The sequence below is a fragment of the Rhizobium sp. H4 genome (assembly GCF_003013335.1).
Classification (GTDB): Bacteria; Pseudomonadota; Alphaproteobacteria; order Rhizobiales; family Rhizobiaceae; genus Rhizobium; species Rhizobium sophoriradicis.
On sequence record NZ_PSOW01000006.1, the window covers coordinates 1 to 16,476 of the forward strand.

Here is a 16,476-nt window from a genome sequence, read left to right on the forward strand (position 1 = left end):
CAATCCGACTTGCGATGGCGCGGGGTGGAGCAGCCCGGTAGCTCGTCAGGCTCATAACCTGAAGGCCGCAGGTTCAAATCCTGCCCCCGCAACCAGAATACAAAAGCCCGCCTCGTGCGGGCTTTTTGATTCCAAAACACATCTGAGCGAGCACTCAGTCCCAAAGGACCGGGTTTGGATCCCTGGTGTCCAGCGCATTTCGTGCCAGGAATTCCGCCGCCCGCACCGTTTCCAGAGCGTTCGCCGCCTCCCTGAAATATGGCAGGGTTTGCCACAGCGTGCGATCGCCGACGATGTAGAAGCGGCGCTTGGCGCGCGTCAGCGCCACGTTCAAGAGGTTTGGCTTGGAGGCGGCCCAGCCGGCCGCTCCGCGATGAGCAGCGTCGGCGCCGAGCACCAAGAAAACACTATCCTCTTCCTTGCCCTGGAACGTGTGCACGGTGCCTATCCTTTCCTGAAGCCACTTTTGCAGTTTCGGGGGAGACGCTTCCGTATATCCCTCCTGGTCGATCCAGCACGCCTGGGCCAAAGCCCGTCGCAGATTGTTCTTCACTTCCTTGAACGGCGAGATGACGTAGAGGTCCGGCAATGCACCGGAACGGCGGTAGCTCGCGGTGAGGAGATCGACGATGAAGTCCGTCTGCTCCGCAACCGCCTGTTTGCCCGACACCTTGCCCTTGACGTCGATCCAGGCGCTGTCGCCATAGAAGGGCGGTGCGTCGCCGGCCGGCCGGCGCTCTGCCAGCCCGAAGATCATCTTGTTCTGGTAAGCGATCTGGTTGGCAAGGTTGAACATCGGATCGATGCAGCGTCGATGCACTCTGAGAGGGCTGCCGATCCAGAGTCCGTCTGCTTCCTCGTCTTTAAGCGTTGTTCCGTAGCGATTGGCGGCATCGGCCAGCATCTGCACCGACACCCTGTTCGGCGAATATTGGCCTGCCGCCGTGTGGAGCGAAAGCGCCGAAGCGGCGCCAATCAGTGCGCTCGGAAGGGTAAAGACCGGCTCGATCTGCTGGGGATCGCCGATCACCATGGCGCGGCGCGCCCGCAACAAAGCTCCGACGGCCGCCTGCGGCACGGCCTGGCCGGCTTCATCGATGAAGACCCAGCCGATCGAGCCGGCTTCGAGACCGCGGAACTGCCGGGCAAAGGAGGCGAATGTCGTCGAGACGACGGGAACGATCATGAAGAGGCTTTGCCAGATCGATGCAACGTGTTTGTCATCGACGGGATTGTTGTTGGAAAGCAGTTTGCTGATGGCAACGATATTGCCGCCGAAACCTCCGCCCTTCCGACCGACCTCAGCCAGCCACGCTTCGTGCAGCGTCAATGCTGCTTCGAACAATGCCGAACGCAGAGCCGCCAGTTCGTCCTGATGCCAGAACCCGTCAATCTGCACCTGCGCGCTGTCGAGGTCGGCGAGGCGCTCCGGTGCGGCGGGGTGACCGAGAATTGCTCCCAGCCGCTCGAGCTCTTCGGTCTTCGCAATCCAGATTTTCCGTCGTGACCGCAGTGCGCGTGCGGCTTGGTCATGCGCTCGCAAAGCACGTTCCAGCGCGGGTTTCTCGGCCTTCGCAAGCCGATCTTCGCATTCCGCCAGCGCCTTGCGCAGTTCCAGCTGCTGGCGCGCATTGGCGGCGACATCTTGGCGATGCCGCCGGGCGGGGTTGGTCGCAAGCACTCTCTTCCATCGCGCAGGAGCGCTGCGGTCGAGCAGCTGTTGCTCCTCCATCAAAGAGGACAAACTCTGCTTGATACGGCCCATTTCGGCCGCGACCTCGTCGCACCGGTTCTGCGCATGGCGAAGCTCGTCAGCGGCGGCGGCCAGCTTTTCGAGCGTTTCGCGGCAGAATGCATCCTGCGTAACCAGAGCAATTTCATCACGGAGGTCGGCATAGCGGGCATATTGGCCGATCTTGCCGCGAACCACGTCATCGGCGGCATGGAAGGCGGCCGACGCTTCGGCGAAGGTCGCTCCCTCGTAGCTCTTCAACCATTCCCAGATGGTCTGCGGCTTCTCGGCGCCCGACCAGCCGGGCTTCGACCTGTCGGTGATTTCCATGAAGGCGAACCGCTCCTTGAACGCTCGGCGGTTCCTGGAATTGCCGAGCGCGCAGGCAATCAATCCCCAAGGGCGATCGCTGTCGGAGAGCCTGATGACCCCTCCATTGTCCTTCTGGCAGGCGATCTTATGGGCGACCGTCTGGAGATATCGGAAGGAAGATGACTTCGCAATCGCGCTCTGCTTGGGAAGATCGCGCGAAATATTCTCGACCGCGGCGTTGTTGGAGGACGCGACGACCATTTCGAATCCGGTGAGCGCCGGGATCAGCGCCGATATCGAGGCCGAGCTGCGGTCGGCAAAGGTGACGCGCCGCGGCAAGCCGTCAAAGGCATCGCGTGCCGTCTCCAGGGAGGCCAGGACCCGGGCGCGCCGAACGATATTATCCGCGAACATGTCGCGCAGCAGAGTGGTCTTTCCGGTGCCCGGTGGGCCGTTGACCGAAAATAAACGCGTTTCCAATCGGTCGCCAATGGCCGAGTTGATCGCGAACTGTTGCATGAGGCTCATTGCGAGGTGAGGTTCGCTCAGCCAGCGTCCACGGTTGAGATTGCCAGGATGCAGCGCCCGAACGATCGCGGCGCGCCCATCCTGCGAATAGAGGTCGATCCGCTTTTCATCGGCCAGCGGGGTGAGATATCGCCTGAGCGGCTCTGGGACATTGCCTTGCTTGATGCAGATCATTGCCCGTTCGATGTCCTCGATGAAGAAGCTGTTCAGGATACCAATGTCTTCTTCAACGCTTGCACTTTCGTCCTCCTGGTCGTCGGCATGGGCTGCCTGATCCTCCTGTTGCGGCTGTAACGAGATGAGATCAGGTCTTTCCACCCTGTCACGGTAACGTATTTCTACGGCGGCGACGGGCTTTTCCTCGCGCGAGACAAAGCCTGCCCAATCGCAGAGCAATTCATTGAGCGTCAGGATCTCCGCGGCATCGATCGGCTGATCGGCACCGGCCTCGAAGGACGAAGATGTCAGCTGCCGCTGCGCCTGAAAGTTTTGCAGCAGTTCCGACAGTTGCCGCTTGCTGGCGGCAAAAGCCTCGTGGCTGAGCGAGGCAAGCCCGGATTTCCGCACGCGGCCCAGAGCCCACGGAAGCGTGGAAACCGAAAAGGTTTCGAACATCGGCTCGCCCAAGGGCGTGAGCTGCAGGCTGGCAAAGCAGCTGTCACCATCGAGATCGCCGCGTTCGGCATCCTCGTATTCGGCCATATCGCCCGCAACACCCTCGAAGTGCCTGCGAATATCGGCGATTTCGGATTTGCTGAAAACGCCGAGGAACAAGGTAAAGCCGGTAATCTGCTTCTCCTCGGGTATAACAGGACGGCTGAGTGCAGCCCCATCCTGGAGGAGCGTCTTTGCATGCAGCCAGAAGACCGTCCGTCCATCACCTGAGACGAGGCGGCTGGAGAGATCGTACGGTATAAAAAACTCGATTTTGTGCCAGAAATCGAGAATGGCCAGAAGCCGTTCCCGTTCCGCCCTGTCTGCATCGACCTGCATGACTTCTCACTGAGGAGTTACGAAGAGGCTCGCGCCTCTTTTAGCAACGATTGCAGCTTAAAATCAAAGAGCATGGATGGTGATTACGCGTCCGGCCGAAGCTTCCGCCAGTGGGCGCTGGGTTGAGCCAACAACCTGCGACGGTTTACCCGCCTTCATACTCGTTGAGCAAAGATGATATAAATATTACAATTTGTACTGAAACATTACATTCCTCTGATTATCTATAGTGAGAGCAAATATAAGCCTATAGTATATGGGCCAACAAAAATACAACCGATGTGCAGTAATGTATCGTTTTTTGCTCGCGAAAACTAATCACTTTGGGCCATTTCCTTCCTTCTCAATCCGTATTAACATAATTAAGAAATGTCTAAAGAAGAGGGCGGTGACATCAAGGGGGCGGCATTTCATACTATCTTATACCCGCCATCGCTTCACGTTTGAGTAAAGTGTAACGCTAGGGGAGGCGTATATGTTCATGACAGGCTCAGGAATGGAGAATACCGACCAGGCAAGAAAGTCCAGCGCTTCCGGAGATACTATCGTTGTAGTTGCCAAGGCGGATCTTTTTTCAGAATGCATGGTGGAAGCACTGGCAAAGAAATTCCCGAACTGCGACGTGCCAAGCATATCAAAAACGAATCCGATGCTGGAAAAGGATACCAGCGATCTGAAGCTCGTATTATTCTATCATATACCCCAGCCTGAGCTTCAGGAAGCGTTGAAGGCGGTGCGGGAAAATCACCCGGAAGCCTCCATCGGACTTGTCGTCGAGGCCATCGACATGCTGGAACCCTATGTCAGCCGTTTAGTGGAGGCAAGGATCATCGACGGTGTCCTGCCGCTCAATCTTCGGCTTGATGTGTTCATGGCCGCGGTGGATCTGCTGATGAAGGGCGGGGAGCATTTTCCTTCAGCGCTTCTTAATCGTCTCGGCAACAAGAGCGCCCAACTGGAGCCTTCACTCTATCAGACGAGATCGGTCGATGCTGCGCGCACCAATGCGCTCAAGCTGAGACGCGACAGCATCTCCGCCTTGACGACCCGTGAGGTTCAGATCCTCGATCTCATCTGCAAGGGGACGCAGAACAAGATTATCGCCGACAAGCTGCATCTTTCCGAAAATACCGTGAAGGTTCACGTCCGCAACATCTATAAGAAGATGAACGTCCGAAACCGCACGGAAGCTGCGTCCCGCTTCTTCAATGAACATCCCGCCGGCGATGACGAGATGTCCAGCCGTTGGCGCAACTGATCTATAGCGCAGCGCCTCTGTTCAGAGGCGCAAGGAAAGCCGCAGCACGGTGTACTACGGGATAATCTATCCTTGCCTCGGTGCGATTCCAAGGATTTGCTTCAGATCGATGGACGCGCAAAGCAGCGCGACTTCTGTCCGAAGCCGCTCGGAGAGCAGATATACGGGGCTGATCCGTGATAGGCGACGACGCGCGCAGGTGTTGCGGCCGGCCGTACGGCCGGCTTTTCCGGGTAGGCGTATGCCGTCGAGACGCGTGGCGCCTGAAAGGCGACGACATTCTTCTTAGCGACGGCGGCTAGGTCGTCGCCAACGACCGCACAAGCTGTCGATCCGACCGCAAGAAGCGTCGTGACACAGGCAATCATCGCAAAATGAAATAGACGCCAGCCTTTCGGCTGCGCTGTAGCTTGTTTTTTCGACATGGCCAAACCCCTCGCACATGGCGTTTCCGGATGCAAGTCCGACCGTGCAGTTCCGCGCGGCCGGCGCTTCATTTCTTTGTATCCTTTCTTTATTGAGCAAAGCTTGAGTGAGGTATGGATTCCCGTTCTACGTGAAAAAAGATATAAAATGATTAATTATTTGTTACATTAAAGAACAATTCGATACTTATTTTGGGTTCTATATGCTTTTAATGTTGACCTCTCTAACAGTCTCATTATCATTAAAATAGTAATTCAATTATCCGAAGAATAACTGTTAGCTATCTGAGCAGATATACTAACAACGTGAAATTAACGGCCGGAGAATTGAGATACGCAATGCCTGAATAAATCAAAAGACTGAGATAAGGGAAGGAGTTTGTAATGCGTAGTTTCGTTCCCGGCGAAGGATATTCTGAAGTACAAGGCGTACCGGTGCTCAAGAATCCGGGCACCGCTCTTGTCAATGGCGGAGCGGGTTTTCTTGGTTCGCATCTCTGCGAAAGACTCCTGCTACGCGGCCACAGCGTCATATGCCTCGATAATTTTTCGACCGGCCGCCGTGTGAATGTCGATTATCTCCAGTCGAACCCCCGCTTCCGCATCATCGAGCACGATGTTCGTCAGCCCTTCGATATCGAGGCGTCGCTCATCTTCAATTTTGCCTCCCCCGCCTCTCCGCCCGATTATCAGCGGGATCCGGTGGGCACATTGCTCACCAATGTGCTGGGCGCCGTCAACACCCTGGACTGTGCGCGAAAAACCGGTGCGATCGTCGTTCAATCGTCGACATCGGAGGTGTATGGCGATCCGAACCAGAGCCCGCAGCGCGAAACCTATTGCGGCAATGTCAATCCGATCGGGCCGCGTGCCTGCTACGACGAAGGCAAGCGCAGCGCCGAAACCCTGTTCTTCGACTACCACAGGACCTACGGCGTCGACATCAAGGTCGGCCGCATCTTCAACACCTATGGACCGCGCATGCGCCTGGATGACGGCCGCGTCGTCTCCAATTTCATCGTTCAGGCTCTGCGCAACGCCGACCTGACGATTTACGGCGACGGCCAGCAAACCCGCTCCTTCTGCTATGTCGACGATCTCGTTGAAGGTTTCCTGCGTTTCTCGGCAGCCGGCAGCGCATGCCACGGCCCGATCAATCTCGGCAATCCGGGCGAATTCACCGTCCGGCGCCTGGCCGAAATCATCCGGGATCTGACAAATTCGCGCTCCCGCATCATTCACCTGCCTGCTGTCGTCGACGATCCCCGCCAGCGGCGGCCGGATATTTCCCGTGCCAGAACCGAGCTGGGATGGCAGCCCCAAATCGAGCTCGAAGCCGGCCTGGCGCGCACGGTCGAATATTTCGATGGCTTGCTTGCCCGGACAGAGAAGGCGGAGGCCGTATGACATGCCCCGCTACATTCTCGTCACCGGCGGTGCCGGTTTCATAGGCAGTCACATCTGCAAAGCGTTGTCGCGCGCCGGAATCATCCCGGTTACCTACGACAACCTGTCGACCGGACATGCCGACAGCGTCCGCTGGGGGCCGCTCATCCGCGGTGAACTCGGCGATGCGGTCGCGTTGCGCCGGACGTTGGCTGAATTTTCGCCCGATTGCGTTATCCATTGCGGCGCCAACGCCTATGTCAGCGAATCCGTCGACATGCCGAGAAAATATTACCGCAACAACGTCATCGGCAGCCTGACGCTGCTCGAAGCCTGCCTCGATCAGGATATCGACCGGATCGTCTTTTCGAGCAGCTGCGCCACCTATGGCGTTCCCGCCTCGTTGCCGATACGGGAGGAAACACCGCAGCAGCCGGTCAATCCCTATGGCCGCACCAAGCTGATCTTCGAGATGGCGCTCGAGGATTTTGCCGCCGCCTATGGCATCCGCTTTGCCGCGTTGCGTTATTTCAATGCGGCCGGCGCCGATCCCGATGGTGAGCTTGCCGAGCGCCACGAGCCCGAGACCCACCTCATCCCGCGTGCCCTTCTCGCTGCCGCCGGCAAGCTGGAGCGGCTCGATATCTTCGGCACCGATTATTCGACAGCCGACGGAACCTGCGTTCGCGACTATATCCATGTCAGCGATCTCGCACAGGCGCATTTGGCAGCCGTCAATCACCTGATGGCGGGCGGCGACTCCCTCAGCGTCAATCTCGGCTCCGGCCGGGGCACCTCGGTGCGCGAGATTCTCGATGTCATCTATCGCATGACCGGCCGTGAAGTGCCTGTCCGCTATCGCTCCCGCCGTGCCGGCGATCCGCCGATCCTTTTTGCCAATACGGCGAGGGCGAAGGCGGAGCTCGGCTTCGCGCCGACACTCTCGGATATTGATACGATCATCCGCACTGCCGGCCCCACCTTCGGGCTGGAGGTGACGGCATGAGCCTCATTTCGGAATTAGGTTACCCGATCAAGACGGCGAAAGCTGCCGCCGGCCCGTTCAAGCCTGTTTTCACCCGGTGGAATCGTGTCGCATATGGTTTTGGCATCCTCTGCTGGCTGGCGGCACTCGGCTATTTCTGGATCTGGTGGTGTCAGGCCGCCCATATCATTTCCTGGGCTGCCTTCGTGCTTGTCACAGTCGTACTTGCCTGGATCACGCTCGTCCCAGCCTATTTCATTCTGATCTTCCTCAATGCAAGAACAATCAGCTCACGCACACCGCTGCCGGAAGGACGCATGGCGATGGTCGTCACCAAGGCGCCGTCCGAGCCCTTTGCCGTCGTCCGCGCCACATTGCAGGCGATGCTCGATCAGATCGGCGTCGAGTTCGACGTTTGGCTGGCCGACGAGGATCCTTCCGAGGAAACCAGACGCTGGTGCGCCGAGCACGGCGTGCTGATCTCCACCCGCAAAGGCGTGGCCGAGTATCACCGCACGACCTGGCCGCGCCGGACGCGATGCAAGGAAGGCAACCTTGCCTATTTCTACGACCATTTCGGCTATGCACGTTACGATTTCGTCGCCCAGTTCGATGCCGATCATGTGCCGACACCGACCTATCTCCGTGAAGTCCTGCGCCCCTTCGCCGATCCTGGCGTCGGCTATGTCACCGCTCCCAGCATCTGTGATGCGAATGCGGCGGCAAGCTGGGCGGCGCGGGGAAGGCTTTATGCGGAGGCAAGTCTGCATGGTTCGCTGCAGACCGGCTACAACAATGGCTGGGCACCGCTCTGCATCGGCTCCCACTATGCGGTTCGCACATCGGCCCTGCGTGAGATCGGCGGCCTTGGCCCCGAACTTGCCGAAGATCATTCGACCACGTTGATGATGAATGCCGGCGGCTGGCGCGGTGTCCATGCCGTCGACGCGATCGCTCACGGCGACGGCCCGGCGAACTTCGTCGATCTCGCCGTCCAGGAATTTCAGTGGTCACGCAGCCTCGTCACCATCCTGCTGCGCTACTCCCGCCGCTATGTCGCCCACCTGCCCTGGCGGTTGAAATTCCAGTTCGTGTTTTCGCAACTTTGGTACCCGCTGTTCTCCGCCGTCATGGCGGTGATGTTCCTGCTGCCGGTTGCCGCTCTGCTGACGGGCCATATTTTCGTCGCTGTCACCTATCCGGATTTCCTGCTGCATTTCGCGCCGATATCGATCGTGCTGATGCTGTTTGCATTCTTCTGGCGGGCGACGGGAACTTTCAGGCCGCATAATGCGAAACTGTTCGGCTGGGAGGGGCTTGCCTTCATCTTCCTGCGCTGGCCGTGGTCGCTTGCCGGCAGCCTGGCGGCTGTTCGCGACCACCTCTACGGCTCTTTCGTCGACTTTCGCATCACCCCGAAAGGCAGGCAGGAGCAGCATTCCTTGCCGCTGCGCGTTTTGGCACCCTACATCTGCCTCGCCGGCCTTTGCGCCGTCGCCATGGTGTTCGCCGCCGACGCCGCGGCCGCCCAGGGTTTTTATATTTTCGCTGCGATCAATCTGGCAATCTATCTGTCGCTGACGGTGCTGATCGCCCTTCGTCATGCAATCGAGAACGGTCTGCCGCTGCTGCCGCAGTCACGCGGCCTGTGGCTGGCAACGGCGACGGGCTTTGCAATCTGCATCACCGGCAGCATGCAGGTCGGCGGCCATGGGCTGCGCAGTCTCGAGGCTCTTTCTCACGGTCAGTCGTTCATCAGCTTCAGCCAATCGCAATTTGCCGTGGCCGGTGCCGGCCTCGGTGGCAGCAAAACCCGAACCGTGAAGTTCCGCCTCAGATGGAATGGCTTCGGGAGCGTGGGACGGAGCGAACAAGGTGTGTGAGCCGGCGGATCCGGCCAGTGTCGAGGAGGATGTCATGCGTATCGGATCGAGACTCTATGGGGCGGCCCTTGCTTTCAGCCTGTGCCTGCCACTGGCGGCGCAGGGTGCCGAGACCGCAAAGAAGAAAGAGCCGACGCCGCTCAGCGCCTATGAGCTCTATCGGATCTACGGCGACAGGACCTGGACCTGGGACACCGGTGGCGGCCGCTTCATCGAGGATGGCCGGCGGTTTGTCGCCTGGGTGAACGACAAGGGCAAGCAGTCGTTTGCCGAGGGCAAATGGGTCGTGGATGACCTCGGCCAGCTCTGCATGCGCGCCACCTGGACGAATGCCGAGGGTGCGGCGCGCGCCAGCACCTGTTTCGGTCACCGCAAGATCGGCAACACGATCTATCAGCGGCGCCAGCCGAACGGCAACTGGTACGTCTTCCGCCATTCCTCGGTGCGCGAGGATGATGAATTCCGCAAGCTTGTTGCCGCGGATACTGTCAGCGCCAAGGCACGCGATCTGAAGCAGGTCCTGTCGGACCAGGAACTTGCCCGAAAAGGAGGGTAAGCCATGAAGAAGCTGATGAAAAACCACCTCTCGACCGCTGCGCTCGCACTTCTGCTATTGTGCGTCGCGGATCTGCCGGGCCGAAGCGAGGTGCAATATGCCGGCATTGCCCCGAACCAGGCATCCAGCATGCGAACGATCATCGACAAGCGCCCGGTGGTTCATGCCGACGGCATCAAGTTCGGCGCCTATGACCCGCATGGGGATTTCGGCGCTCAGACGAATGTCTCGACCGAAGCCCTGTTCCTGCCCTGGGAAGACGTTGATCTGGAGACGCTGCGTGTCGCCGATGCCTATGCCCAGGCCAGAGGCCGCAACCTGCTGATCACGGTCGAGCCGTGGTCCTGGGACGTCGACTGGCGGCTGACCTCAGAAGAGCTTCGCCGCAAGGTGCTGCGGGGCGATTACGACGTCAACATGCGGGCGATCGCGCAGATGATCTCTCAGCTGAGGAGCCCTGTGATCGTCCGGTGGGGCCAGGAAATGGAGGACAAGTCGGGCCGGTTTTCATGGTCCGGCTGGAATCCGGCGGATTACATCACCGCCTATAAGCGGATGATGGATATCGTTCGCGACGAGGCGCCCGGCACCGAGCTCATGTGGTCGCCGAAGGGGGAGCCCGGCCTTGATGCCTATTATCCCGGCGACGACTACGTCGATCTTGTCGGCCTCTCGGTTTTCGGGCTCCAGCGCTATGACGAGCTTGCCTACAACAAGCACCGGACCTTTTCGGAAGCGTTGAAGCAGGGCTATGATCTCGTCGCCGGCTATGGAAAGCCCATCTGGGTCGCAGAGCTCGGCTACGAAGGCGGCGACGCCTATATGAGACCCTGGATCGAAACCGCGACGCTGAAGCAGAGCGCCTTCCCGAACCTTCAGGAAGTGGTCTATTTCAATGACCGCGACGTGCACGCCTGGCCCTTCAACCTCGGCCGGCCGGACTGGCGCGTGGTCGAAAGCCTGGCAGCCAACTGAAAGGCATCTGAAGCGCAAATCCATAAGATCGCAACGCGCTTCATCAGTAAACCAGAAAGGCCCGCCGGGGTTTTGCGGGCCTCTCCTCTCATATCCGGCAGCCGATCATCCCTTGAGCGTTGCCTTACCCTCTTCGACGAGCCGGGTCGCCGCATCGGCGGGCGAGGTCCGTTCGAAGGCGAGTTCGTCGCAGATCGGGCGCAGCACGCGTTGGTCGAATTGGGTTGCACCCATCGGCACCGGCGGCGGATATTCGCCGACCTGATCCTTGAGCATGTTGACGTATTTGACCGTTTCCTGCTCCGTCGGGTTCAGTTGCGGCAGAATGGCTTCACGCACTACCGGCGACATCGGCACGCCGCGCTCGACGCCGAGAATCTTGCCGGCCTCGATGTCGTTGACGAAGAAGTCGATGAATTTCGCCGCCGCTTCGCCGTTCTTCGTGGTGGCGCCGACACTCCAAATCAGCGCAGGGCGGTAGTAATGGCCCGATGGCCCTCCCTTCTTTTCCCGCGGCAGCATGGTGATGCCGAGCTTGTTCTTGATGATCAGCTGGTAGCCGATCATCTGGTTAGAATAGGCCATGCCGATGACCGACTTGCCAAGACCAAGCGCATTGGTGTCGATGGTGTTCTGGTCGAGCGTCTGGACGTCGGCAGCCACCGTGCCCCCGGCCTTGCGCAGCTTCTCCCAGTAATCGAACCATTCCGTGGCATCGTCGGCCGTGAAGCCGAGCCCGACGCTTTCCCTAGCAAATAGGCTCTTGCCGCGTTGGCGCAGCCAGGCGTCGAACACATAGGCGTAGCGGGCGGCATAGGGGCCTCCGCCCTTGCCGGAGGACTTGGCGAGTTCCACGGCGAGCTTGGCATATTCATCCCAGGTGAGATCGGGTGTCGGCACTGGGATGCCGGCCTTTTCGAATTCGACCGTGTCGAAGAACATCGAAAAGGAGTTGAGGCCGAGGCCGACACCATAGAGTTTGCCGTCGATGGTGGTCAGTTTCAGCATGTCGGGGCCGAAGGACTGGACCTTCAATGCCGAAGGGACGAACTCGTCGAGCGGCATGCAGGCGCCGCGCTTGGAATAGTCGGAGATCGTTCCCGGCTCGAGCTGGAAGATGTCGGCGATCGAACGGCCGGCCATCTGGGTTGCGAGCTTCGTCCAGTAGCCGTCGCCGGAAAGCGATTCTCCGACGATCGTGACGCCGGGTGTCTTCGACTGGTAGAGTTTGGCGACGTCCAGCGTGCGTTTGGCGCGGTCGTTCGACCCCCACCACATGGCGCGCAGCGACGTGTCTTCGGCAAAGGCCGGAATGGCGCTTCCCGCGCCGAACGCCAGGCCGGCGGCTGCACCGGCTGAACCCATCAGGAATGAACGGCGGTTGACCTGCATACTATCCTCCTTTTCCCCATCTGCCCGCTGCCATCCTCCAACGGCGCTGCGGGCATTCCGGCAACCAGCCTACGCAAAAAAATAATTATTGCAAGAAATAACGTTAGTCTTGCAAATTTGCGTAGTTTGCATAAGCTTTGCCCATGAACGATCAGAAAATCAGACGGCCGCGACAGGCCGATATAGCCACATTGGCCGGTGTCTCGGTCTCAACGGTCTCGCGCGTGCTGGCGAACGAGCCGGGCATCAGCGAAACCGTCCGGCGTCAGATTTTGAAGGTCGCGGCCGAGCACGGTTACCCGGTCAAGCCGGCTGTTGAGGCCGTCGCCGGCGGGCTGGCGCTGATCGCCAGCGACGGCGTTACAGGTGGCCTCAGCGTCTTCTACGAGGCGATCGTCGAGGGCCTGCGCGCCGGAGCGGCCGAAGCAGGCATGCCGTTCGAAGTCCGGATGGTCCGGGAGGAGCGCATCACGCCGGACGCCGCGCGCGATTATATGCGGGCCGCGGCCGCCGAAGGTCTCTTTCTCGTCGGCATCGATCCAAATGAGATGCTGCGCGACTGGCTGCAGGACGCCATGGTGCCGACCGTTCTCGTCAATGGCACCGATCCCGGAATGCGTTTCGATGGGGTTTCGCCGGCTAATTTCTTCGGCGCCTATCAGGCGACTGGCCGGCTGACGAAGGCTGGCCATCGCCGCATCCTGCATCTGAGCGGCTCTCATCGCCAGACGATCCGTGAGCGGATCCGCGGTTTCGAGGCGGCGATTGCCGCTGTCCCCGGCGCCGAAGGCCGTTTCGTAGCCATGACCTTGCAGGGCAGCGCCAGCCGCGAGGCCCATGAACGCACGGCGGCGATCCTCGCCGAGAATGCCGGTTTCACCGCCGCCTTCTGCATGAATGATTTCATCGCCGTCGGCGTCCTCGAGGCTGTCATCGAAGCGGGCCTGCGTGTGCCGGAGGATTTCGCCATCGTCGGTTTCGATGACCTGCCCTGTGCGCTGATGACCAATCCGCAGCTTTCCACCATGCGCGTCGACCGCGCCGCTCTCGGTCGCGAAGCCATTTCGCTGATGCTGTCCCGTTTCCGCAACAGGACGGCGCCGGCACGCCACATCTGCCAGGCTGTCGTTCCCGTTGCGGGAGGGACCGTTGTGATTGTCGAACCCCGTGAGTGATCCGATGACCTATGATCCCGCCAGCGCCAATCCGCTCGCCGGCAATCCGCTCGAAACGCGCGCTGATATGAGCCGCGCCCTGCTTGATCTCTTCGATCCGCTGCTTGCCTGTTTTTCGAAAGGCAATGCCCGCGTCAGGCTGAGCGGCGGCGCCGCCCATTTCGACCGGGCGGCGGCTGATCTCGAAGGTTTCGCCCGCCCGCTCTGGGGCTTGGCCCCGCTCGGCGCCGGCGCCGGCGACTTCGCCCACTGGCATCGTTTTGCCGAGGGCCTTGCAAACGGCACCGATCCCGCTCATCCCGAATATTGGGGAACCGTCAATGGCCGCGACCAACGCATGGTCGAGCTTGCCGCGCTCGGTTTTGCCCTGGCGCTGGTGCCGGAAAAAATCTGGAAGCCGCTCGATGCGCGCGCCCGCAGCAATGTCATCGCCTACCTCAAGCACGCCAGGCAGTTCGACTATGCGGACAACAACTGGAAATTTTTCCGTATTTTCGTCGACATCGCCCTCGATCGTCTCGGCGCCGATTTCGACCGCAGTCTGACACGGCAATATCTGGAAGAGCTCGAGGGCTTCTATATCGGCGACGGCTGGTATCGCGACGGAAACGTGCGCCGCATCGATCACTACATTCCCTTCGCCATGCATTTTTACGGGCTGATCTATTCGAAGCTCGTCGACGACGATTACGCCAAGCGCTACCGCGAACGCGCCATCCTCTTCGCCCGGGATTTTCGCCACTGGTTTGCCGCCGACGGTGCCACGATCCCCTTCGGCCGCAGCCTGACCTATCGTTTCGCCTGCGCCGGCTTCTGGTCGGCGCTGGCCTTCGCCGATGTCGAGGCACTGCCCTGGGGCGAGGTCAAGCACCTCTGCCTGCAGCATCTGCGCTGGTGGAGGGACAAGCCGATCGCCGATCGCGACGGCGTTCTGTCGATCGGTTTCGGCTATCCGAACCTGTTGATGTCGGAGAGCTACAATTCCGCCGGCTCGCCCTACTGGGCGTTGAAGGCCTTTCTGCCGCTTGCGATCGCCGAGAATCATCCGTTCTGGACCGCCGAAGAAAAGGCGCCGGAGCAGGCGCCCGAGGTCGTTCCCCAGCGCCATCCCGGCATGGTGATGATGCGGACGGGCGGCGACGTCGTGGCGCTATCGGCCGGCCAGGAAAATCTGCAGATGCGCTTCGGAACGGAAAAATACGCGAAATTCGCCTATTCCTCCCGTTACGGCTTCAGCGTCGAATCTGACGAACGCGGCTTTGCGCTCGCCGCTTTCGATTCGATGCTGGCCTTCAGTGACGACGGGCTGCATTACCGCGTGCGCGAGACGAATGAGGAAGCCAGGATCGCTGGCAATGTGCTTTACGCGAAATGGTCACCTTTCCCCGATGTCAGCGTCGAAAGCTGGCTGGCGCCCGCGGTCCCCTGGCATATCCGCCTCCACCGGATCAGGGCGGCCCGGCCGCTGAGGGTCGCCGAAGGCGGCTTTGCCATCGCTCGCCGGGATTTCGAGCTGGACACGCTGTCGGCTTCGGATGGGACTGCCTATGCGATCGGCGAAGCCGATTTCAGCGGTATTCTCGACTTGGGATCATCGGTCGAACGCGCCGGGCTCGCGCAGAAGGCACAGCCCAACACCAATATGATCGTCGCCAAGACCATCGTGCCGCAACTGCGCGGCCAGATTCCGGCCGGCGAAACCATCCTGGTGACGGCGGTGCTGGCCCTTGGCGATCCCGCTGCCGTCGCCTCCGCCTGGACGCGGCCGCCAGAAGCGCCTGATATTGCGGCGCTGGAGGCGCTGGTGCGGGAAAAGGGTGTGACCGTCAGCGCCATCGAAGCCCCGGGCCAGATGCCATGAGCCGCCCGGCAATCGTCCTTGCCATGGAGCCGTCGCGCACGGAGCATGTCCTGCCCGCCGAGATCCTGCGCCGGCTCGATACGATCGGCCGCCTGCTGGACCCCGAGCCGCTGCAGCGCCTCGACGACGCGCGGGCAAGGCGACTGCTTTCCGAAGCCGAAATCCTGGTTACCGGCTGGGGCGCACCCTATGTCGGGCCCGAGATTTCCGCCGCCGCGCCGCGGCTTCGCCTGATCGTCCATGCTGCGGGTACGGTGAAGGGCATCATCGACGAGGCCATCTTCGAAGCCGGCATCGCGGTCAGCCACGCGGCCGAGGCCAATGCGGTGCCGGTCGCCGAATTCACGCTGGCCGCGATCCTCTTCGCCGGCAAGCGCGCCTTCCGGTTCCGCGATCTCTATGTCGCCGACCGCCACCGCGATCGCACCTATCCGATGCAGCACGAAGCGATCGGGAATTATGGCCGCACCCTCGGGATAATCGGCGCCTCGCGCATCGGCAGGCGGGTGATCGAGCTGTTGAAACCGTTCGACTACAGGCTGCTGCTGTTCGATCCCATGGTCGATGCCGCCGAGGCGGCAGGCCTTGGAGCGGAGAAGGTCGAGCTCGACGCATTGATGCGACGCGCTGATATTATTTCCCTGCACGCGCCGTCACTGCCGTCGACGCAGCATATGATCGATGCGCGAAGACTGTCGTTGATGAAGGACGGCGCGACGCTCATCAACACGGCGCGCGGCATCCTCATCGATGAGGCCGCTCTGCTTTCGGAGCTGAAGACCGGCCGCATCGACGCGGTTATCGATGTGACCGATCCGGAAATTCCGGAGGCCGGTTCGGCCTTCTACGATCTGCCGAACGTTTTCCTGACCCCGCACATTGCCGGTGCCATCGGCTTGGAGCGGGCGCGTCTCGGCGAGATGGCGGCGGATGAGGTCGAGCGTTTCACGACTGGCCGGCCGCTGCTCTACCAGATCCGCCGGCAGGATCTCGAAAACATCGCCTGACGCTTTAG

The 16,476-nt window shown here is 60.5% G+C and carries 12 protein-coding genes and 1 tRNA gene; 10 read left to right on the plus strand and 3 right to left on the minus strand.

Translation table 11 applies throughout. The features are described from left to right. Window positions 1-18 precede the first annotated feature (18 nt). Window positions 19-95, plus strand: a tRNA-Met gene (locus C4N04_RS10675). 59 nt (window positions 96-154) lie between these two features. Here the strand turns inward: C4N04_RS10675 and C4N04_RS10680 are convergent. Then, entirely contained in the window at window positions 155-3,565 is a 3,411-nt protein-coding gene (locus tag C4N04_RS10680; RefSeq protein WP_106796010.1) for a DEAD/DEAH box helicase, read from the minus strand. 475 nt (window positions 3,566-4,040) lie between these two features. Here C4N04_RS10680 and C4N04_RS10685 point away from each other — a divergent pair, with 475 nt between their 5' ends. After that, window positions 4,041-4,823 (plus strand): response regulator transcription factor, encoded by a 783-nt coding sequence (locus C4N04_RS10685; RefSeq protein WP_038685949.1) that lies wholly within the window; start codon window positions 4,041-4,043, stop codon window positions 4,821-4,823. A 101-nt stretch (window positions 4,824-4,924) separates the two neighbouring features. Here the strand turns inward: C4N04_RS10685 and C4N04_RS10690 are convergent, their stop codons facing one another. Next, complete coding sequence (locus C4N04_RS10690; protein WP_106796011.1) at window positions 4,925-5,248, minus strand: hypothetical protein; 324 nt, start codon at window positions 5,246-5,248, stop codon at window positions 4,925-4,927. Window positions 5,249-5,632: 384 nt separating this feature from the next. Between C4N04_RS10690 and C4N04_RS10695 the strand changes: the two genes are divergently transcribed. Genes C4N04_RS10695 through C4N04_RS10715 form a run of 5 tightly spaced genes read left to right on the plus strand, consistent with a single transcriptional unit; the run spans window position 5,633 to window position 11,033 of the window. After that, window positions 5,633-6,655 carry a UDP-glucuronic acid decarboxylase family protein gene (locus C4N04_RS10695; RefSeq protein WP_077990188.1) on the plus strand — a complete coding sequence of 341 codons (1,023 nt, stop codon included), beginning with the start codon at window positions 5,633-5,635 and terminating at the stop codon, window positions 6,653-6,655. A 1-nt stretch (window position 6,656) separates the two neighbouring features. After that, the gene (galE, locus tag C4N04_RS10700) at window positions 6,657-7,640 is read left to right on the plus strand and encodes a UDP-glucose 4-epimerase GalE (RefSeq protein ID WP_077990189.1); all 984 of its coding nucleotides are present in this window, start codon (window positions 6,657-6,659) and stop codon (window positions 7,638-7,640) included. Then, window positions 7,637-9,502: a glycosyltransferase family 2 protein gene (locus C4N04_RS10705; protein ID WP_106796012.1), complete on the plus strand. Its 1,866-nt coding sequence runs from the start codon at window positions 7,637-7,639 to the stop codon at window positions 9,500-9,502. Before galE ends, C4N04_RS10705 begins: the two co-directional genes overlap by 4 nt. 34 nt (window positions 9,503-9,536) lie before the next feature. Next, window positions 9,537-10,058 carry a DUF995 domain-containing protein gene (locus C4N04_RS10710; RefSeq protein WP_038685959.1) on the plus strand — a complete coding sequence of 174 codons (522 nt, stop codon included), beginning with the start codon at window positions 9,537-9,539 and terminating at the stop codon, window positions 10,056-10,058. 3 nt (window positions 10,059-10,061) lie between these two features. Continuing rightward, window positions 10,062-11,033, plus strand: a complete 972-nt coding sequence (locus C4N04_RS10715; protein ID WP_106796013.1) for a glycosyl hydrolase — start codon at window positions 10,062-10,064, stop codon at window positions 11,031-11,033. A gap of 105 nt (window positions 11,034-11,138) precedes the next feature. Here C4N04_RS10715 and C4N04_RS10720 read toward each other — a convergent pair whose 3' ends face one another. Beyond that, on the minus strand, window positions 11,139-12,425 hold the full coding sequence (locus C4N04_RS10720; RefSeq protein WP_096763495.1) for an ABC transporter substrate-binding protein: 1,287 nt from the start codon (window positions 12,423-12,425) through the stop codon (window positions 11,139-11,141). Between the two features lie 143 nt (window positions 12,426-12,568). On the opposite strand from C4N04_RS10720, the gene C4N04_RS10725 reads away from it, so the two are divergent. From C4N04_RS10725 to C4N04_RS10735, 3 genes are read left to right on the plus strand one after another with little or no spacing between them, the layout of a single operon-like run. Next, complete coding sequence (locus C4N04_RS10725; protein WP_096763494.1) at window positions 12,569-13,600, plus strand: LacI family DNA-binding transcriptional regulator; 1,032 nt, start codon at window positions 12,569-12,571, stop codon at window positions 13,598-13,600. 4 nt (window positions 13,601-13,604) lie between these two features. Further along, window positions 13,605-15,461 carry a DUF2264 domain-containing protein gene (locus tag C4N04_RS10730; RefSeq protein WP_077990194.1) on the plus strand — a complete coding sequence of 619 codons (1,857 nt, stop codon included), beginning with the start codon at window positions 13,605-13,607 and terminating at the stop codon, window positions 15,459-15,461. After that, complete coding sequence (locus C4N04_RS10735; RefSeq protein WP_077990195.1) at window positions 15,458-16,468, plus strand: hydroxyacid dehydrogenase; 1,011 nt, start codon at window positions 15,458-15,460, stop codon at window positions 16,466-16,468. The genes C4N04_RS10730 and C4N04_RS10735 overlap by 4 nt, the downstream gene beginning before the upstream one ends. Window positions 16,469-16,476 lie beyond the last annotated feature (8 nt).